18 protein-coding genes and 2 riboswitches are annotated in these 19,306 nt (G+C 73.1%); of the genes, 10 read left to right on the forward strand and 8 right to left on the reverse strand.

The features are described from left to right. Nucleotides 1-12 precede the first annotated feature (12 nt). The 3 genes from purL to cls all read left to right on the forward strand — a co-directional run bounded on the left by purL (nt 13) and on the right by cls (nt 4,454). Complete coding sequence (gene purL, locus RE027_RS15505; protein WP_368809173.1) at nt 13-2,310, forward strand: phosphoribosylformylglycinamidine synthase subunit PurL; 2,298 nt, start codon at nt 13-15, stop codon at nt 2,308-2,310. A 90-nt stretch (nt 2,311-2,400) separates the two neighbouring features. Next, nucleotides 2,401-2,919 carry a GNAT family N-acetyltransferase gene (locus RE027_RS15510; protein ID WP_368809174.1) on the forward strand — a complete coding sequence of 173 codons (519 nt, stop codon included), beginning with the start codon at nt 2,401-2,403 and terminating at the stop codon, nt 2,917-2,919. Between the two features lie 41 nt (nt 2,920-2,960). Further along, the gene (cls, locus tag RE027_RS15515) at nt 2,961-4,454 is read left to right on the forward strand and encodes a cardiolipin synthase (protein WP_368809175.1); all 1,494 of its coding nucleotides are present in this window, start codon (nt 2,961-2,963) and stop codon (nt 4,452-4,454) included. 10 nt (nt 4,455-4,464) lie between these two features. Here cls and RE027_RS15520 read toward each other — a convergent pair whose 3' ends face one another. The 5 genes from RE027_RS15520 to RE027_RS15540 form a co-directional block, all read right to left on the reverse strand. After that, complete coding sequence (locus RE027_RS15520; protein WP_368809176.1) at nt 4,465-5,250, reverse strand: anti-sigma factor domain-containing protein; 786 nt, start codon at nt 5,248-5,250, stop codon at nt 4,465-4,467. Further along, nucleotides 5,234-5,797, reverse strand: coding sequence for an RNA polymerase sigma factor (locus RE027_RS15525; RefSeq protein WP_368809177.1), 564 nt, complete (start codon nt 5,795-5,797; stop codon nt 5,234-5,236). Before RE027_RS15525 ends, RE027_RS15520 begins: the two co-directional genes overlap by 17 nt. A gap of 127 nt (nt 5,798-5,924) precedes the next feature. After that, on the reverse strand, nt 5,925-6,599 hold the full coding sequence (locus RE027_RS15530) for a class F sortase (RefSeq protein WP_368809178.1): 675 nt from the start codon (nt 6,597-6,599) through the stop codon (nt 5,925-5,927). Between the two features lie 101 nt (nt 6,600-6,700). Then, entirely contained in the window at nt 6,701-7,519 is an 819-nt protein-coding gene (locus RE027_RS15535) for a DUF4397 domain-containing protein (RefSeq protein WP_368809179.1), read from the reverse strand. A 249-nt stretch (nt 7,520-7,768) separates the two neighbouring features. Then, nucleotides 7,769-7,999 carry an Rv3202a family protein gene (locus RE027_RS15540; RefSeq protein ID WP_368809180.1) on the reverse strand — a complete coding sequence of 77 codons (231 nt, stop codon included), beginning with the start codon at nt 7,997-7,999 and terminating at the stop codon, nt 7,769-7,771. A gap of 159 nt (nt 8,000-8,158) precedes the next feature. On the opposite strand from RE027_RS15540, the gene RE027_RS15545 reads away from it, so the two are divergent. Next, nucleotides 8,159-9,289, forward strand: coding sequence for a baeRF2 domain-containing protein (locus tag RE027_RS15545; protein WP_368809181.1), 1,131 nt, complete (start codon nt 8,159-8,161; stop codon nt 9,287-9,289). Nucleotides 9,290-9,366: 77 nt separating this feature from the next. Here RE027_RS15545 and RE027_RS15550 read toward each other — a convergent pair whose 3' ends face one another. From RE027_RS15550 to RE027_RS15560, 3 genes are all read right to left on the reverse strand, one after another. Next, nucleotides 9,367-9,840 (reverse strand): DUF4383 domain-containing protein, encoded by a 474-nt coding sequence (locus RE027_RS15550; RefSeq protein ID WP_368809182.1) that lies wholly within the window; start codon nt 9,838-9,840, stop codon nt 9,367-9,369. Nucleotides 9,841-9,999: 159 nt separating this feature from the next. After that, nucleotides 10,000-11,418, reverse strand: a complete 1,419-nt coding sequence (locus RE027_RS15555) for an LLM class flavin-dependent oxidoreductase (RefSeq protein WP_368809183.1) — start codon at nt 11,416-11,418, stop codon at nt 10,000-10,002. A gap of 77 nt (nt 11,419-11,495) precedes the next feature. Next, nucleotides 11,496-11,610, reverse strand: a riboswitch (SAM riboswitch). Between the two features lie 106 nt (nt 11,611-11,716). Beyond that, nucleotides 11,717-12,181, reverse strand: a complete 465-nt coding sequence (locus RE027_RS15560) for a CoA-binding protein (protein ID WP_368809184.1) — start codon at nt 12,179-12,181, stop codon at nt 11,717-11,719. A gap of 140 nt (nt 12,182-12,321) precedes the next feature. After that, nucleotides 12,322-12,426, forward strand: a riboswitch (SAM riboswitch). A gap of 5 nt (nt 12,427-12,431) precedes the next feature. On the opposite strand from RE027_RS15560, the gene RE027_RS15565 reads away from it, so the two are divergent. The 6 genes from RE027_RS15565 to RE027_RS15590 all read left to right on the forward strand — a co-directional run bounded on the left by RE027_RS15565 (nt 12,432) and on the right by RE027_RS15590 (nt 19,115). Further along, nucleotides 12,432-13,271, forward strand: coding sequence for an ABC transporter ATP-binding protein (locus tag RE027_RS15565; protein ID WP_368809185.1), 840 nt, complete (start codon nt 12,432-12,434; stop codon nt 13,269-13,271). A 74-nt stretch (nt 13,272-13,345) separates the two neighbouring features. Continuing rightward, nucleotides 13,346-14,383 (forward strand): aliphatic sulfonate ABC transporter substrate-binding protein, encoded by a 1,038-nt coding sequence (locus RE027_RS15570; protein ID WP_368809186.1) that lies wholly within the window; start codon nt 13,346-13,348, stop codon nt 14,381-14,383. After that, the gene (locus tag RE027_RS15575; RefSeq protein ID WP_368809187.1) at nt 14,380-15,216 is read left to right on the forward strand and encodes an ABC transporter permease; all 837 of its coding nucleotides are present in this window, start codon (nt 14,380-14,382) and stop codon (nt 15,214-15,216) included. Before RE027_RS15570 ends, RE027_RS15575 begins: the two co-directional genes overlap by 4 nt. 100 nt (nt 15,217-15,316) lie before the next feature. Then, the gene (locus RE027_RS15580; RefSeq protein ID WP_368809188.1) at nt 15,317-17,443 is read left to right on the forward strand and encodes an AMP-binding protein; all 2,127 of its coding nucleotides are present in this window, start codon (nt 15,317-15,319) and stop codon (nt 17,441-17,443) included. A 130-nt stretch (nt 17,444-17,573) separates the two neighbouring features. After that, the gene (locus RE027_RS15585; RefSeq protein ID WP_387921460.1) at nt 17,574-18,368 is read left to right on the forward strand and encodes a succinate dehydrogenase cytochrome b subunit; all 795 of its coding nucleotides are present in this window, start codon (nt 17,574-17,576) and stop codon (nt 18,366-18,368) included. A gap of 33 nt (nt 18,369-18,401) precedes the next feature. Next, on the forward strand, nt 18,402-19,115 hold the full coding sequence (locus tag RE027_RS15590) for a 2Fe-2S iron-sulfur cluster-binding protein (RefSeq protein WP_368809190.1): 714 nt from the start codon (nt 18,402-18,404) through the stop codon (nt 19,113-19,115). Nucleotides 19,116-19,306 lie beyond the last annotated feature (191 nt).

The raw sequence follows: 19,306 nt of genomic DNA on the forward strand, positions 1-19,306 counted from the left end.
ACCGAACACTCCATGAGCGAGAAGCACTTCAACCTGGACACCGTCGAGCACGCGACGGGCACCCCCGACACCGGGCTGCCCTGGGCCGAGCTGGGCCTCAAGGACAACGAGTTCGAGGAGATCAAGAAGATCCTCGGCCGCCGCCCCACCGCCGCGGAGCTGGCGATGTACTCGGTCATGTGGTCCGAGCACTGCTCCTACAAGTCCTCCAAGGTCCACCTGCGCCAGTTCGGCGAGAAGGTCACCGAGGAGATGAAGAAGGACCTGATGGTCGGCATCGGCGAGAACGCCGGCGTCACGGACCTCGGGGACGGCTGGGCCGTGACCTTCAAGATCGAGTCCCACAACCACCCGTCCTACGTGGAGCCCTACCAGGGCGCCGCCACGGGCGTGGGCGGGATCGTGCGCGACATCATCTCGATGGGCGCCCGCCCGGTGGCCGTGATGGACCCGCTGCGCTTCGGCGCGATCGACCACCCGGACACCGCGCGCGTGGTGCACGGCGTCGTCGCGGGCGTGGGCGGCTACGGCAACTCGCTGGGCCTGCCGAACATCGGCGGCGAGGTCGTCTTCGACTCCGTCTACCAGGGCAACCCGCTGGTCAACGCGCTGGCGGTCGGTGTGATGCGCCACGAGGACATCCGCCTGGCCAACGCCTCCGGCGTGGGCAACAAGGTGGTGCTGTTCGGCGCCCGCACGGGCGGCGACGGCATCGGCGGGGCCTCGGTGCTGGCCTCGGAGTCCTTCGACGACGCCAAGCCGTCCAAGCGGCCGGCCGTGCAGGTGGGCGACCCCTTCGCGGAGAAGGTGCTCATCGAGTGCTGCCTCGAGCTGTTCAAGGGCTCCCTCGTGGAGGGCATCCAGGACCTGGGCGCCGCGGGCATCTCCTGCGCCACCTCGGAGCTGGCCTCCAACGGCGAGGGCGGCATGCACGTGGACCTCACCGCCGTGCTGCTGCGCGACCCGACGCTGACCCCGGGCGAGATCCTGATGTCCGAGTCGCAGGAGCGCATGATGGCGGTCGTGACCCCGGAGCGGGTCGCGGACTTCGAGTCGGTCATGGCCAAGTGGGACGTCGAGTACTCGTGGATCGGCGAGGTCACCGACACCGGACGGCTCGTGATCGAGTGGGACGGCGAGGTCATCGTCGACGTCGACCCGCGCACCGTCGCCCACGAGGGCCCCGTCTACGAGCGCCCCTACCACCGCCCCGCGGACCAGGACCGGATCCAGGGCGAGCACTTCAGCGGCTCCCCGGCCGACGCCTCCCGGCCCTCCGGCGCGGAGCTCAGGAACGCCGTCCTCGAGCTCATGGCCTCGCCCAACCTGTGCGCCAAGGACTGGGTCACCGACCAGTACGACCGCTACGTCCAGGGCAACACCGCCATGGCCATGCCCGACGACGCCGGCGTGGTCCGCGTGGACGAGGAGACCGGCCTCGGCGTGGCCCTGTCCACGGACTGCAACGGCCGCTACGCCTACCTCGACCCGTACGCCGGCGCGCAGCTGGCCCTGGCCGAGGCCTACCGCAACGTGGCCACCTCCGGCGCCCGCCCCGCGGCCGTCTCCGACTGCCTGAACTTCGGCTCCCCGGAGGACCCCGGGACCATGTGGCAGTTCGCGGAGGCCGTGCGCGGGCTCGCCGACGGCTGCCAGGAGCTGGGCGTGCCCGTGACCGGCGGCAACGTGTCCCTGTACAACCAGACCGGGGGCGTGGCCATCCACCCGACCCCCGTGGTGGCGATGCTGGGCGTGCTCGACGACGTCCGCCGCCGCACCCCCTCGGGCTGGCGGGAGGACGGCCAGGCGATCTACCTGCTCGGCACCACGCAGGACGAGCTCGACGGCTCCGAGTGGGCGAACCTGCGCGGGCACCTCGGCGGGCTCCCCCCGGCCGTGGACCTCGCCCGGGAGAAGCTGCTCGGCGACCTGCTGATCAACATGTCCCGCGACGGCATGATCGACGCCGCCCACGACGTCGCCGAGGGCGGCCTCGCCGCGACCCTGGCGGAGATGGCGCTGCGCTTCGGCGTCGGCGCGCGCATCGGCCTGGGCGAGGTGTGCGAGCGCGACGGCGTGGACCTGTTCACCATGCTCTTCTCCGAGACGCAGGGGCGGGCCGTGGTGGCCGTGCCGCGCAGCGAGGAGGTGCGGTTCAAGGACATGTGCACCATGCGGTCCTACCCGCACACGCGGATCGGCGTCGTGGACGCCGAGAACCACGCGCTCGACGTCCAGGGCGAGTTCGGCGTCGGCCTGGACGAGCTCCGCGAGGCCCACGAGGGCACCCTCCCGAAGTACTTCGGCTGATCCCCGGGGACGCCCCCGCCCCGGGCGCGGGCGTCCCCGGATCCTGTTCCGTACCCCGCGCGCCCCGCGCACGCAGAAAGCAGCACCAGCATGACTGAGGACCTCGAGGCCCTGCGCCCGGCACCCGTCCTGGAGACCGACCGGCTCCTGCTCCGCCCGTTCACCGCCGAGGAGCTCGACGCCGTGGCGGCGGGCGAGACCGCGCCGCACTTCTCCGCTGGGTTCCCCGGGGCGGCGGACGTGGACTTCGCCCGGGAGTCCCTGCTGGCCGGCGGCTACTTCTTCACGGAGTCCGTCTACGCCCGGATGGCCGTCGTCGAGAAGGCGACCGGCCAGGTCGTCGGCACCGCCGGTTTCGTGGGCCCCCCGATCGACGACGAGCTGGAGGTCGTGGGCTCCCTGACGCCGGAGCACCGGGACCGGGGGTACGCGCAGGAGGGGATCGCCGCGCTCCTGCGGGTGGCGTTCACGCACGCCTCCGTCACCGGCGTGCGGGCGAGCGTGCCCGGGGACAACGCCCCGGCCGCGCAGGCGCTGGTCGCGGCGGGCTTCGTCCAGCGCGAGAGCCCGGGCCTGGAGACCGACTACTTCATGCCGCGCCCCGCCTGACCCGGGCGGGCCCGGCAGCACGGCGCCGTTAGGCTGACGTGGTGGACGCCCGCTTCTTCCCCTACGACCTGCTGGCCCTCGACACGCTGCCCGAGTGGATCATCGCGTCCCTGGTCGTGGTCGACTGGACCGTGCGCCTCGTGGCGCTCGGCTGGATCCCGCACAACCGCCGCCCGTCGGTCGCGCTGGCGTGGCTGCTGGCCATCTTCCTGCTGCCCATCCTGGGGCTGCTCCTCTTCCTGGTGATCGGCTCCGCCCGGCTGCCCCGGAAGCGGATGGCGATGCAGGCGAAGATGAACGACGTCATCCGCGAGAACACCCCCGACTCCCACATCCTCGGCAACGCCCAGGAGCAGCTGCCGGACTGGATCGAGTCCACCGCGGCGCTCAACTACAAGCTCGGGGCGCTGCCCATGGTCGGCGGCAACTCCTTCGAGATCCTCACGGACAACCACGAGTGCCTCCGGATCATGGCGGAGGCGGTGGACCGGGCCGAGGACTACGTCCACTTCGAGTTCTACATCGTGGCCATCGACGACACCTCCCGGGTGCTCCTCGACGCCCTGGTGCGCGCCCACGAGCGGGGCGTGCGGGTCCGCGTGCTGATCGACCACCTCGGCTCGGTCGGCTACCCGGGCTACCGGGAGCTCGTCGAGCACTTCGACCGCTCCGGCTTCCCGTGGCAGCGCATGCTCCCCGTGCGGCCGTGGCGGGGCGAGTGGCAGCGGCCCGACCTGCGCAACCACCGCAAGATCCTGGTGGTCGACGGCGACCTCGCCTTCACCGGATCGCAGAACGTCATCCACCGCTCCTACAACAAGCGGAAGAACCTGCGGAAGGGCCTCGTGTGGAAGGACCTGATGATCCAGTGCAGCGGCCCGGTCGTGGCCGAGCTCAACGCCCTGTTCACGAGCGACTGGTACTCCGAGACCGGTGACCTCCTGCTCGACGAGGTCAACCGTGAGCTGGCCGACGTCGAAGGACCCGTCTTCGCCCAGGTGCTGCCCTCCGGGCCCGGGTTCGAGACGGAGAACAACCTGCGCCTGTTCAACCACCTCATCTACAACGCCAACGAGCGGATCGTCATCGCGAGCCCGTACTTCGTGCCCGACGAGTCGCTGATGCACGCGCTCACCACCGAGGCGCAGTCCGGGGTGGACGTGCAGCTGTTCGTGGGCGAGACCTCCGACCACTTCCTGGCCTACCACGCCCAGGCCTCCTACTACCAGGAGCTCGTGGAGGCCGGGGTGAAGATCTACCGGTACCGGGCCCCCACCGTGCTGCACGCCAAGTTCGTGCTCGTGGACGACTACGTCTCCGTGATCGGCTCCTCCAACATGGACGAGCGCTCCTTCGCCCTCGACCTCGAGGTGTCCGTGTACATCGTGGACCGCGAGTTCCGGCGGCGGATGGACGCGGTGGTCGACGAGTACCACGCCACCAGCACGCTGCTGGACTTCGACGAGTGGAAGCGGCGGCCGCTGTGGCACAAGTACGCGGACAACGTGGCCCGGCTGACCTCGGCCCTGCTCTGATCCGGCCCGCTCAGGCCTCCAGGACGCCCCGCACGATCGAGTCCCCCGAGTGCGTCGGGTCGCCGTCGACCGGCTCGTCGGAGACGTCCACGACCGGGAACTCCCCGACGTCCAGGTTCTCCGGCAGCACGAACTCCGCCTCGTCGCCGGCCATCACGCCCAGGCTCACCATCCGCTGCGCGTCGGGCGCGAGCAGCCAGACCTCCTTGAACCCGTCCACGTCGGCGGGATCGGTGCGCACCACCAGCCGGCGGGTCCCGTCCGGGCGCTCGTCCACCTCGGCCGTGCCCCGGGCGGTGTAGCCGGCCAGCGGTTCCAGCTCCGCCGTGGCCAGGACCTGCGGCTCCGGCCCCAGGCCCAGCCGCTGCGCACCCCACACCGAGGCGCCGCCCACCAGCAGCGCGGCCGCGGCCGCGGCCGCGGCGAGCGGGTAGGGCACCCCGCGCCGGCGGCGGGACGCGAGGTCCACGACGGTCGCGCCGGCGTCGTCGTGGGGACCACCGGCGGCGGGCACGGCCCGGCCGGGGGCCTCGTCCGTCCCTGTCTCCCGGGTGCCCCCGAAGGGGTCCGCCGCGACGTCGTCCGACAGGCCCAGCTCGGCGTGGATCGCGGCCCAGACCCCGGGCCCGGGCGCCGCGGGGGCGGTCGGTTCCGCGCGGCCGGCCCGCACCACGTGCTCGAGGTCGGCGAGCTCCGCGGCGCATTCCGGGCACGCCGAGAGGTGGTCATGGCTCCGGGGGTCGTCGGCCTCACCCAGAGCCAGGAGCGTCAGCGTCTCCTCACTCAGGTGCGCCATGGTCGTCCTTCAATCGTGTCCGTAGGTTGGTGAGGCCACGCCTCAGATGGCTCTTGACCGTGCCGAGCGGCAGGTCCAGGTGCTGGGCGATCTGCTGGTGGGTGAGCTCTTCGTAGAACGCCAGCGCCATGATCGTCGAGCGGGGCGGGCCGAGCCGTTCGACCTCCGCCCGCACCACGAGCCGGTCCACGAGCAGGTCCGCCTCCTCGTGCCGCGGCTCCCGGTCCGACCGGACGGCGTCCGCCTCACGGCGCTCCGCCTCGCGGCCCGCGCTGCGCGCGGCGTCGACGATGCAGTTGCGTGCGATCCCGACGAGCCAGGCGGGGGCCGAGGAGTGCTCCGGCCGGTACCCGGACCGATACTTCCATGCCCGGACGAAGACCTCCTGGACGACGTCGTCCGCCGCGGCCTCGTCGCGCAGGGACCGGACCGCGAGACCGCGGATGACGCCCGCGCAGTGCCGGTAGGCAGCGCTGAGCGCGTGCTCGTCCCCCGCGGCGAACGCGGTGTCGAGCTCGGGTCCCCACTGCGGGGGCGGCGTCGGCATCGTGCGAGGGCTCCTCGGGGGCCGGTGGTCGTCGGGGCCGGCGGCCGGGTGCTCCCCGGGCGTCGGCGTCGTGCCCAGCCTAGTGGACACGGCCCATCCGGTCATGGACACCGCATCCTCCCGCTCCTCAGGGCACCGGAACCGCTCTCAGCACCACGTTGTCCTCGTAGTCCCCGATCTCCTCGAGCCACTCCCCGCCGCACGTCACGAGGTGGAGAACGGGCTCGCCGGTGCGGCGGAACAGGTCCGCGTCCGCGAGGGACCTCTTGTGGACGTGCCGGACGGACTCGGTGCGGTAGCGCAGGACGCTGCCGTCCGCCCGTTCCACCCGGACCTCCGCCCCGACCGGCACGTCCTTCAGCCGGGCCATGGGCGTGACCTCGGTGAGGGTGTCCACGTGGCCCGCCACCACCGCGGCGCCCTCGTCCGCGCCGGGAGCCGGCCCGTACCGGTACCAGCCGAGCTCCACGTGGTTGTCCGGGATGGTCATGACGCTGTCGTCCTCGACCCCCACCGGCACCACCGGCATGTCGATCGGCGACCCGTCCACGACGACCCGCACCGGCGCGGGGACCTCCTGGGCGGGCGCCTGGGTGGCGGGGGCCACGGGCACCTGCTCGGGGATCCGTGCCGGCGGCGCGGCGACCTCCGGACGGTCCACGGCCGGGACCGGCACGGTCCCGGATCCGGCGTACGGACCGGCCGCCAGGGGCCCGGCCGGTGGGGCGCCGCCCTCCGCGGGGAGCGCGGTGACGGCCGCCGCGACGAGCAGCGACACGGAGGCGAGGGCCCCGGCGCCCACCGCCGCCAGGCGACGACGACGGGCGCCGGGAGTAGCGGGCCCGGGTGCGCGGTGGGCCGGAGCCTGCCGCGCACCCGGACCGTGGCTGCCGGGGCGGCTCACTACCGGCGGGTGCCCGCGAGCACCCGGCGGGCGCCGAAGGCCGCGCCGAGCAGCCCGAGCGCGCCGGCTGCCGCGAGGCCGGCGGTCAGCATCGTGCGCTGCTCCTGGGCCGCGAGACCGGACTGCCCGCCGGGCACCGCCCCGGGCGCCTGCTCCATGCCCTCCAGGGTCTGGACGGCGAGGGCCAGGTTACCGGCCTCGAGGGAGCCCCACGCGTACACGATGTTGTGGGTGCCCTCCGCCAGCTGGAGGTCGGTCGGGCCGATCACGGGCTCGGTGGTGCCCGCGGCCGCCACGGCCGCGGAGACCGTGCCCGCGTCGACCGGCAGCGTCTCCTCGTTCGGGTTCTCCAGCCCCGTGATGATCGGCTGGCCACCGGCGAGGACGTCCACGGCCGGGGCCGCCGCCACGTGCCGGACCGTCAGGTGGGACTTGCCCGCCTCGATCTCGGACATGTCGTTGGTGAACAGGGCGGCCGTCGGGTTGCCCTCGGTGTCCAGGTGGGCCGCGGCCGTGTAGCTCATCCCGGTCTCCAGCTGGGCCGTCACGGGGCCGATGATGGGCTCCGAGGCGTCGGCGGCGTCCGGGGCCGTGATCGCGAGGTCGTAGCTGCCGGCCGGCAGCTCGAGCGGGCCCGCCAGGGTGCCGGGCTCGAAGTTGTCCAGAGTCAGGTCGCCGTTCACGTACACGTCCACGACGGTGTCCGGGACGCCGTGGAGCACGGAGAGCTCCGCGTGCTCGGCGGCGAACGCGGGGGTCATGGTGAGGGCACCGGCACCGAGGCCGAGGACTGCTGCGGCGGAAAGGGTCTTGCGCATGATGATTGCTCCTTGAACGGGCTCCCCGGGGGAAGCGGAATCGACCTTGCACCCGTACTACCGGCGCCGATGCCCTCCTGGATGCAGCAGGTCACATTTTTTCTCGGAGAATTCTTCCGCGCCCGCTCCGCCCGAGACCGGGACGGCGCCGAGGGAGTGGTCCTGCCCTCCGGCGGCGGCCGGTCCGCGGTCCGGGAGGACGGCCGCGCGGGGCCCCGGCCCGGCCGGGTGCCCCGCGCGGCGCCGGAGTCACAGCTGCTCGAGCGTGGACCCCTCGTCGGGGTCCTCGAGGCCCACCTCCTGGTCCTGCTCCTCCATGTCGGCCGGATTCGCCTCCAGGGAGGAGGCCTCCGAGCGCTCGGGGGCCTGCACGGCCGCCTCGGAGTCCTGGTCGTCCATCTCGGGCGGCTGGGCGTCGATCGACTGCTCGAGCCGGTCGGCCTCGTTGTACTCGCCGCTCGGGCCGAGTGCGTCGCTCATGGCTACCTCCTGCGTCGTGGGACCAACGGGGCGACCGGTCGCGCGACCGGTCGCGTGAGACCGACCATACTCGCCGCGTCTTCTGTTCCCAGCCCCGGACCGTCCGATAACGTGGTCTGCACCACAGGAAGCACCGCTCAACAGCAGGAGTTGTCCATCATGACGAGCCGATTCCACCGCTACGCCGAACTGTTCAAGAGCAAGGGCCCCTGGTGCACCGTGTACGCGGACATCAGCACGGGAACGGTCGACTCGCTCCACGCGATCGACGTCCTGCCGGAGAACATCTGCCGGGAACTCGAGCGGCAGGGGGCGGCCCGGGCGGACCTCGCCGCGGTGGAGGCCGCGGTGCGACCGGCGGAGGGCCTGCCGGACCCGGTGAGCCGGTTCCTCGTGGTGCGCGACGGCACCGTGGAGATCGACGAGGTGCTGCCCGGACCGCTGGCCGGGCCCGGCGTGGTCAGGGTGGACGCGGCCCCGGACCTCACCCCCCTGTTCCGCCACCGCCCCGACGACTTCCCCTACGTCGTCGCCGAGGTCAGCCGGGACGGCGGCGAGATCCGGCTGCAGCGCGCCAGCGGGCGCAGGGCCGAGGGCGAGCAGCAGATCGAGGGCGAGACCAACCACATCAACAAGTTCCCCGGCGGCGGCTGGTCCCAGGCGCGCTGGCAGCGCCACACCGAGGTCGTGTGGCGGCGCAACACGGAGCAGGTCGCCGAGCAGATCGACAAGGCCGTCGCCGAGAGCGGCGCCCAGCTCGTCGTCCTCGCCGGGGACATGAGGGCGCGGGGCCTCGTGGAGGAGCAGCTGTCCAAGGCGGTCCAGCCCCTCGTGAGCATGGTCAACGCCAACACCCGCGCCGACGGCAGCGACTCCGCCGACCTCGCGGAGCAGATCGACCGCTCCGTGGGCGAGCTGATCGCCCGCCGGCAGCAGGCGCTGCTGGAACGGCTCGCGGAGCAGGAGAACGGTCCGGACCGCACGGCCGTGCACGGGGTCGCCCCCGTCGTCGCCGCGCTGCAGCAGGCGCAGGCGGAGACCGTGCTCATCGACGAGAACGCCCTCGACGCGGAGGCGGAGCTGGTCGTGCTGGACGCCGAGCCGTGGATCGCCGTCGACGAGGCGGACGCCCTGGGCGCCACGGCGCTCGGCCGGGTCCCGGCCGCCGAGGCCCTGGTGCGGGCCGCGCTGCTGACGGACGCCCGCCCCGTGTTCCTCGCTCCCGGGGCGCTGCCCGACGGCGTCGACATCGCCGCCCTGCTGCGCTGGAGCGCCGCCCCGGCCGGCTGACCGGTCACCGACGACGACGGCTCCCCCACCGAGGTGGGGGAGCCGTCGTCATCGTGCGGCGCGGTGGGCCGGCCGGGTCAGTAGGCGGGGCCGGTGGTGTTGCGGTCGCGGGTGTCGCGGCGCAGGAAGGACAGGGCCACCATGGTCACGCCCAGGAACAGGTGCAGCCAGTTGTCGGCGCTGTTCAGGGGGACGAAGTTCGCCTGCGACTCGTGCCCCACGAGCAGGCCGTAGATCCACAGGACGAGGTAGACCAGGCCGCCCCACAGCAGGAAGTTGCGGGCGCCGGAGCCGGAGCGGGACAGGGCGATGCCGGCGACGCCGTAGAGCAGGTGGACGATGTTGTGCAGCCAGGAGACCTGGAAGATGCCCATCAGCATCGCCTCGGACTCGTGGCCGGCGACCATGAGCTGGTCGTAGTTCGTGGTGATGCCGGGGATGAACCCGGCGAGGCCCACGAGCAGGAAGACGGCCCCGTAGAGCAGGGCTGCCGTCTGGACGGGCGAGCGGTGGTTGGTGCGGCGGTCCGGCCGTGCGGCGGGAGTCGTCATGGTCGTGCCTCGCTTCCTTCGTGTCTGCGGTGACCCGGGTCGCGGATCCCGGAATGGCGGACGGTCATGGAAAGCATGCTTTGTACTATTAGCGTACTGCTCTCCCGCGCCAGGTCCAAGACCGCCGCGCGAGAAGTCTGGCGCGGACCGGGGAACGGCTCAGGACGTGGGCACGCGGGCGGGCGTGTCCGCCGCGGAGGCCCTGCCCGCGTAGGCGCCCCGGTACCTCGCGGCCGGGTGGGTGTCCAGCACCTTGGTCCGTCCGGCGCCGTAGACGTTCTCGCGCAGCGTGGTGCCCTCGTACGCGGTGCGGTAGCGGCCGCGCTTCTGCAGCTCCGGCACGACCCACTCCACGAAGTCCTCGAACGAGCCCGGGGAGACGTGGTAGGCGAGATTGATGCCGTCCAGCCCGCCGTCGTCGATCCACCGCTCGAGCTCGTCGGCCACGGTCTGCGGGGAGCCGACGATCGGCACGCCCATGCCACCCATCGAGATGTGCTTCGCGACCTCCCTGACCGTCCACTTCTTGTGGGGATCGGCCGTGGTGAAGGGGGTCAGGAAGGACTGGATCGAGTCGGTCTTGATGTACTCCAGGACGTCGTCCTCGTCGTACCGGCCCAGGTCCACGCCGGACCAGCCGCCCACGAGGCCCAGCGCGCCGTCGGCGTCCGCGTACCGCTCGTAGTCGCGGCGCTTCTGCTCGGCCTTCGCGTCCGTCTCGTCGACGATCACGTGCAGCATGGCGAAGATCTTGAGGTCGTCCCGGTCCCGGCCCTGGGCCTGCGCCTCGTCGCGCAGCTTGTCGGTCACCACGCGGGTGAGGTCCGGGCGGATGCCGCCCACGAACACCGCCTCCGCGTGGCGGCCGGCGAACGCGCGTCCGCGGGAGGAGGCTCCGGCCTGGAAGATCAGCGGGGTGCGCTGCGGGGACGGCTCGGTCAGCCCGATGCCGGGGACGTCGAAGTACTTGCCGTGGTGCTGGATGGGGTGCACGAGGGAGGGATCGGCGAAGACCCCGTTGGCCCGGTCGCGCTTGACCGCGCCGTCCTCCCAGGAGCCCTCCCACAGCTTGTAGCAGACCTCCATGAACTCCTCGGCGATCTCGTAGCGCTCGTCGTGGGAGATCTGCTCCGTCAGCCCGTGGTTCTCGGCGGCGGACTTCAGGTAGGACGTCACCACGTTGAAGCCCATCCGGCCCTTCGTCAGGTGGTCGAGGGTCGCGAACTTCCGGGCCAGCGGGTACGGCTGCTCGTAGGTGATCGCGCTGGTCACCCCGAAGCCCAGGTGCTTCGTCACGGCCGCCATCGCGGAGATCTGCATGAAGGGGTCGTTGACCGGGATCTGGGTGGCGTCCTTGATCACCGGCGCCGCGGAGTTCTGGTACACGTCGTAGTACCCGACGACGTCCGCGAGGAACATCGCGTCGAACAGGCCCCGCTCCAGGACCTGGGCGACGTCCGTCCAGTACTCGAGGGTGTTGTACTCGTCGGCCCGCGAGCGCGGGTGCTTCCACAGGCCGGGGGCCTGGTGGCCGACGCAGCTCATGTCGAAGGCGTTGAGGGCGATGCGCTTGCTCATGGGTGGTCCTCCCGGATCGCTGACGACCCGCGCCCGTGCGTCCTGGGGACCTGCTCGCGGGTCCGACGCACTGGTGGGCGCCGTACTTGCCACGAGGCGTGTGCGCCGCGGCCCGATGTTCATCTGGGGCACCCCGCTACGGGAGAGGGTTGCCGCCCGACCAGCCAGAGCTTCGCGTCGGGTCTCGTCATCGTCGTCGCGGACCAGCTTAGCGGCTCGCACCGCGGGCGGTGCAACCTGCGTCACACCGGACCGCGCCCGGAGGATCCGGCCCGGGAGGAGCCGGGAGCGGAGCGGCTCAGGCGGGCGGAGCGAGGGGCGGGGTGCGCCGCGGGTCCAGCGTCCAGCCCCGCTGCAGCCGCGCCCGGAGCTCGATCAGCGGGCAGGTGTCCATGACCACGTCGAGTCCGGCGGCGGCGGCCCGGGCCGCGGCGTCGTGGTCCACGACGCCCAGCTGCAGCCACACGGCCTTCGCGCCGGCGGCGACGGCCTGGTCCACGACCGCGCCGACCCGGCGGGAGTTGACGAAGCAGTCCACCACGTCGACGGGCTGCGGGACCTCGGCGAGGGTGCGGAACCCGGGCTCGCCGTGGACCGCCTTGCCCTTCGGGTTGACGGGGACGATCGTCATGCCGAGGTCGTCGCGGATCCGCGCCGCCACCGGGTGCGCGGTGCGGGCGGTGTTGCCGGTCAGCCCCACGACGGCCCACCGGCCGGGCTGCGTCATCAGGCGGTCGATCACGGCGGGGTCGTTGCGGCTCATGGACCCATCCTGGCACCCGAGCCGCTCCTCCGGACAGTCTCCCGCCGGCCGGGGACGCCGGCCGAGGAGCGGCAGCAGCTCCGCGCGGGCGCCCGGCGGGATTTGCCAGGCACCCCGGGGAGCACGTTCAATGGGGCCGGTAACCATCCGGAGCGGCTGAGAGACCTGGCTCGTCGACGTCGCAGCAACCGGCACGGATCCGTCCGACTCCCCGTGCGAGGTGCTAATGCCAGGACCGATGGAGTTGATCATGGGCACGTCTCTGCTGGGCTCTGCACCGTCCACCGCCACCGCACCGGTCTCCCGCAAGCGCGCCTTCTCGGTGGCCTTCGAACACGTCGGCAAGGCGTTCCCGTCGGGCGGGCAGGCCCACCACGTCCTGCACGACGTCGACGTCACGGCCCGGCCCGGCGAGGTCGTGGCGATCCTGGGGCCCTCGGGGTGCGGCAAGTCCACGCTGCTGCGGGCCGCGGCCGGCCTGGACACCGCCTCGGCGGGCCGGGTGCTCATCGACGGCACGCCCGTCTCCGGGATCGACCCGCGCTGCGCCGTCGCCTTCCAGGAGCCCCGGCTGCTGCCGTGGCGCTCCGTGCGCGAGAACGTCCGCCTGGGTCTGCCCTCCGGGCTGAGCCGGGCCGAGGGCGACGCCGTGATCGACGACCTGCTGCGCCTGGTCGGGCTGACCGCGCACGCCGGTCACCGTCCCCGGGCGATCTCGGGCGGCATGGCCCAGCGCGCGTCGCTGGCCCGGGCGCTGGCCCGCAACCCCGGGGTGCTGCTCCTCGACGAGCCGTTCGGCGCGCTCGACGCCCTGACCCGGATGCAGATGCAGGACCTCCTGCTCACCGTCCACGCGGCCCAGCCGACCACCGTCCTGCTCGTGACCCACGACGTCGACGAGGCGCTGCAGCTCGCGGACCGGGTGGTCGTCCTGGGCCGCACCGGCCCGACCGCCCCCGCCTCGATCAGCACGGTGCTCTCCGTCCCCGGCGAGCGCCCCCGCGACCGCGCCTCCGAGGTCCTCGCCGGGCTGCGGGTGCAGCTGCTCGGCCACCTGGGCGTCGACGCCCACCACCCCGCGGCCCGCTGACCCCGGCCGTCCCCGCCCGCCGGGCACGACGACGACCCCGCGCCGCACTCCGCCCCACCACGAAAGGCCCCACCATGCCGCTCTCCCCGCGCTCCGCCCGCGCGATCCCCGCCCTCACGGCCGTTCTCGCCCTGACCCTGACCGGGTGCATGGCGGGTGAGGGCTCCGGCGAGGCCGAGGCCGGCGGCGACGACACCGTCGTGGTCGACTGGGCCACCTACAACCCGCTCTCCGTCGTCATCAAGGAGAAGGGTTGGCTCGAGGCCGCCTTCGCCGAGGAGGGCACCACGGTCGAGTGGGTGCAGTCCGCGGGTTCGAACAAGGCGAACGAGGCGCTGCGCGCGGAGGCCGTCGACATCGGCTCCACCGCCGGCTCCGCCGCCCTGCTGGCCCGCAGCAACGACACCCCGATCAAGGTCGTCGACCTCTACTCGCAGCCGGAGTGGTCCGCGCTCGTGACCACCCCGGACACCGGGGTGGCGTCCGTGGCCGACCTCGAGGGCCGGACCGTGGCGGCCACCAAGGGCACCGACCCCTACTTCTTCCTGCTCCAGGCCCTCGAGCAGGGCGGCGTGGACCCGGCGGACGTCACGATCCAGAACCTCCAGCACGCCGACGGCCGCTCGGCCCTGGAGAACGGCCAGGTGGACGCCTGGTCCGGGCTGGACCCGATCATGGCCGCCGCGGAGGAGAACGGCGCCGAGCTGTTCTACCGCAACGTGGACTTCAACACCTACGGCTTCCTCAACGCGCACGAGAACTTCCTCGAGGAGCGGCCCGAGGCGGCGCAGACCGTGGTGGACGTCTACGCCTACGCCCGGGAGTGGGCCCTGACCCACCCCGACGAGACGGCGCAGCTGCTCGCCGACGCGGCCGGGATCGAGCTCTCCGTGGCCGAGAAGGTGCTCGAGCGGACCAACCTGGACATCGACCACGTGCCCGGCGAGGAGCAGCTCGCGGTCCTGGAGAAGGTCGGGCCGATCTTCGTGGAGTCCGGGGACGTGAGCAGCCAGGAGAAGATCGACGAGGCCCTCGCGAGCCTCGTGGAGAGCACCCACGCCGAGAACGCCGACGCGGAGCGCGTGGCCGGGGCTCTCGGGGGCGGGCAGTGACGACGCCGCTCGCCCCGGCCGGGGACGCCGTCCGCACCGGCGACCCGGTCGGGGCGCCCGCCCCCGTCGCGGCGCCCCGCCGACGGCCGCTGCTCCGCACCGGGCTGGGCCTGCTCCTGCCGGCCGCGCTGCTGGTGCTGTGGCACGTGCTCTCCACCACCGGGGTCTTCAGCGCCGTCCAGCTGCCCGCACCGCTGACGGTCCTGGAGGCCGGTGCCGACCTGCTGTCCCGGGGCGAGCTGTGGACGCACGTGGGCATCTCCACCCAGCGGGTGCTGGCCGGGTTCCTGCTCGGCGCCGGGCTGGGCCTCGCGGCGGGCTCCTTCATCGGCCTCTCCCGCTGGGGCTCCGCGCTGGTCGGCCCCACGATCGGGGCCTTCCGCGCGGTGCCCTCGCTGGCGTGGGTGCCGCTGCTGCTGCTGTGGATCGGCCTGGGCGAGGACTCCAAGGTGACGCTGGTGGCCATCGGCGCGTTCTTCCCCGTCTACACCACCGTCTCCGCCGCCCTGCAGCACGTGGACCGCAACCTGCTCGAGGCGGCCCGGGCCTTCGGGGTGCACGGGCTGCGCCTGCTCACCACCGTGCAGCTGCCGGCGGTCATGCCCTCGGTGATCTCGGGCCTGCGCCTGGCCCTGGCCCAGGCGTGGCTGTTCCTGGTGGCCGCCGAGCTCCTGGGCGCGTCCATGGGGCTGGGCTTCCTGCTGACCGACTCGCAGAACAACGGCCGCACCGACCGCCTGCTGCTGGCGATCGTCCTGCTGGCCGTGCTCGGCAAGCTCTCGGACGCGCTGCTCGGCGTGTTCGAGAAGTGGGCCGTCAAGAAATGGGCCTGACACACGCGCCTGCCACAGTGGGCGCGACCGTGCAGGCAGGAGCTGCGCACGCAGGAGCGGTGCAGCGAGCAATGGTGCAGCCAGGAAAGGACCGCAGCACGTGAGCCCCAGCTGGAGCGACCCGCTCTCCCCCACCCCGAACCCGGCCCTGGTCTCCGACGCCGCCCGCGTCGCGTTCTGGGAGGGGCAGGCCTCCCGGCTCGACTGGGCCGAGCCGTGGCGCACCGCGCACCGCTTCGACCCGCCCCGGCGGATCGGCCAGGACGAGGACGGCGTCCCCACCTGGTCGGTCCCGGAGCTCGCGTGGTTCGAGGGCGGGAAGCTCAACGTGGCGCACAACTGCGTGGACCGCCACGTCGAGGCCGGCCGCGGCGCCCACGTCGCGCTGCACTTCGAGGGGGAACCCGGCGACCGCCTGGTCTACACCTACGCGGACCTGCAGCGGGAGGTCTCCCGGGCGGCCAACGCCCTGCTCGCCCTGGGCGTGGCGCAGGGCGACCGCGTGGTGATCTACCTGCCCGTCATCCCGGAGACCGTCATCATCACCCTGGCCTGCGCCCGGATCGGCGCCGTGCACTCGCTGGTCTTCGGCGGTTTCTCCGCCGAGGCGCTGCGCTTCCGCGTCGAGGACACCGGGGCCAAGGTCCTCGTGACCACGGACGGGCAGCACCGGCGCGGGGCCGTGGTGCCCGTCAAGGCCGTCGCGGACGAGGCGTGCGGCGGGGACAACGCGATCGAGCACGTCGTCGTGGTGCGCCGCACCTCGCGGCCGGGCCGCACCGACCTCCCGCGCGGGACCCGCGGGGTGCACTCCAAGGAGGAGGACGCGGTCCCGTGGACGCGCGGGCGGGACGTGTGGTGGCACGAGCTGGTGGCCGAGCAGTCCGACGTGCACGTGCCCGAGGCCTTCGACGCCGAGACCCCGCTGTTCATCATCTACACGTCCGGGACCACGGGGAGGCCGAAGGGCCTGGTGCACACCATGGGCGGCTACCTGGTGCAGGCCGCCTACACGCACGCCCTGCTGTTCGACCTGCTGCCCGACGTCGAGGACGAGCACGGCGCGCTGCGCCCGGACGAGCTGTCCACGGTCAACGACCCCGCGAAGGTCGACGCGACCGTGCACTGGTGCACCGCCGACCTCGCCTGGGTCACCGCGCACACCTACGAGATCTACGGTCCCCTGGTGAACGGCGTGTCCGAGGTGATCTACGAGGGCACGCCGAACACCCCGCACTGGGGCCGGCACTTCGAGGTCGTCGAGCGCTACGGCGTCACCACCTACTACACGGCGCCCACCCTGGTCCGCTCGCTCATGGGGGCGTTCCCGCGGGGCGTCCCGCCGATCTACAACCTCAACTCGATCCGGCTGCTCGGCTCCGTGGGCGAGTCGATCAACCCGGAGGCCTGGCGCTGGCTGCGCGCCCAGCTGGGCCGCGACGAGGTCCCCGTCGTGGACACGTGGTGGCAGTCCGAGACCGGCTCCACCGTGATGTCCCCCCGCCCGCACGACCCCCAGTTCGCGCCCCCCGGCACGTTCGACGCCGGGGCCCCGCGCACCGCGCCCAAGCCCGGCTGCGCGACCCGCGCGCTCCCGGGGCTGTCCACGCGCGTGGTCGACGAGGCCGGCGAGACCGTCCCGCCCGGGGTGCAGGGCTTCGTCGTCGTCGACCGGACCGGACCGTCGATGGCCCGCACGGTGTGGGGCGATCCGCAGCGCTACCTCTCCTCCTACTGGCAGGCCTACGCCGAGCAGGGCTGGTTCCTGGCCGGGGACGGCGCCCGCTACGACGAGGAGGGCGACATCTACATCCTGGGCCGGGTCGACGACGTCATCAACGTCTCCGGGCACCGGCTGTCGACCATCGAGATCGAGTCGGCCCTCGTCACGCACCCGTGGGTCGTGGAGGCCGGGGCCGCGCCCGTGCGCGACGAGCTGACCGGGCACGCGGTGCTCGCCTACGTCGTGCTGACCCCCGCGGCCGCGCAGGTGCCGGAGGACGAGCTCGCCGCGGCGCTGCGGGAGCACGTGGCGCACGAGATCGGCCCGATCGCCAGGCCGCGGGCCGTCGTGGCGGTCCCGGACCTGCCGAAGACCCGCTCGGGGAAGATCACCCGGCGCCTGCTCGCGCAGCTGTGGGAGGGCGAGCCGCTCGGCGACCGCTCCTCCCTGCAGAACGAGGAGGCGCTCGAGCACATCGCCGAGGTGCTGGCCGCGCGCGGCTGAGCCTCTCCTCCCTCCCGTGCGGTGCTCCCGTGCCCGCTCGGCGCGGGTGCCCGCCCCCGCGCCGTCAACCCGTGTGACCCCAGATTGAGACGTGTGACCCGCTCCGTGACGAACTTCTAGGATGAACACCGTGAGCTCCTCCCCCACCACCCCCGCCACGGCACCGCGCCCCGCGCCGAGCCGGCGGCGTCCCCTCCCGGAGCTGCCCCGGATCGCGGTCCCGGCGGCGCTGCCCGAGCTGTCGGCCACCGACCTCAAGCTGGGGATGGCCGGGTCCGGCGCCGTGTTCTCCGGCTACGTGCTGGTGCACATGCTCGGGAACCTGAAGGTCTACCAGGGCGAGGAGAAGTTCGACGCCTACGCCGAGTTCCTCCGCACCGCCGGCGCACCCGTGCTCCCGCGCGGGACCGTGCTGTGGACGGCACGGGGCGTCCTGACCGCGTGCCTGGTCGTCCACGTCGGCGCCGCGGGGGTGCTCACCGCCCGCGCCTGGCGGGCCAACGGCACGCTCCTGCCGCGGGGGCCCCGGCGCCCGCGCGGACGGCGCCGCTCCCCGTGGGAGGTGCTCCGGCGCTCGATGCGCAGCACCGGCGGCGTGCTGGGGCTGTTCACCGCCTTCCACGTCCTGGACCTGACCCTGGGGGCCCGCCCCGCCGCCGCCCGGGACTTCGTGCACGGCAGCGCCTACGCCAACCTGGTCTCCAGCCTGTCCCGCCCGCCCGTGGCGGTCGCGTACGCCGTGTCGATGGCCGCGCTGGCCGCGCACCTGGTGCACGGCATCCCGGAGATCGCCAACGACGTCGGGGTCGGCTGCGACCGGCGCTTCCAGCGGCGGCTGCGGATCGCCGCCAACGCCTTCGGCGCCGTGGTGGCGGCCGGCAACACCACGATCCCGGTGGCCGTGCTGACCCGCGCGGTCCGCTGATCCCCTCCCCCGAGACGACAAGGACCTGAGCGAGTGAGCACCTTCTCCCTGACCGTGGACGTGTGGCGCCAGCCCTCCCCGGACGAGCCCGGGGACTTCACGACCTACGACGTCCCGGACGCCGGCCCGGACATGACCGTGCTGGAGCTGCTCGACCGGATCAACGCGCAGCTGGAGGCCGCGGGCGAGGAGCCCGTCGCCTTCGACGACGGCTGCCGCGAGGGCGTGTGCGGCAAGTGCGGGGTCACGGTCGACGGCGTGGCGCACGGACCGGAGCGCAACGCGGCCAGCTGCATGCAGCACCTGGGCGCCTACCGCGACGGGGACCGCGTGCGGATCGAGCCGCTGCGCGCGGCGTCGCTGCCCGTGAAGCAGGACCTCTCCGTGGACAAGAAGGCCCTGCGCCGGGTGGCCAAGGCGGGCAAGTTCCCCGTGGCCATGAAGGCACTGGCCAACGGCGGCTGCATCAGCTGCGGGGCGTGCATCTCCTCCTGCCCCAACGGCTCGGGGCAGCTGTTCGTGGGCACGATGCTGCGGGAGCTGCCGCCGCTGGCCAAGACCGACGACGAGCGCCGCGACCGCTCCGCGAAGGTGCTCGCGGCGGCGGAGGACGAGTTCGGCCCGTGCTCCCTGCTGGGCGACTGCGTGGAGGTCTGCCCGGCCGGGCTGCCGGTCGAGAACCTCTCGGCGGTGGCGCGGGAGAACCTGCGCAACCGGTTCCCCCGGCGGGCGCCGGAGGGCGACTGACGTGTTCGGGCGCGTCTTGTCGCCCCTGTGACCGACTGCTACGTTTTCCTCCACAACACGACGCGGTGCGAGGTGGAGGACATGAGCGAACGGTCCGAGGGTGTCATTCCCGAGCAAGGTGAGTTCGAGCATGGGACGCAGGAGCGTGATCCGGTCCGGGCGCCGGGGCGGACCTGGCTCTACCGGGGGTT

Origin of the sequence: Kocuria sabuli (assembly GCF_040981185.1) — a bacterium.
Lineage (GTDB): Bacteria > Actinomycetota > Actinomycetes > Actinomycetales > Micrococcaceae > Kocuria > Kocuria sabuli.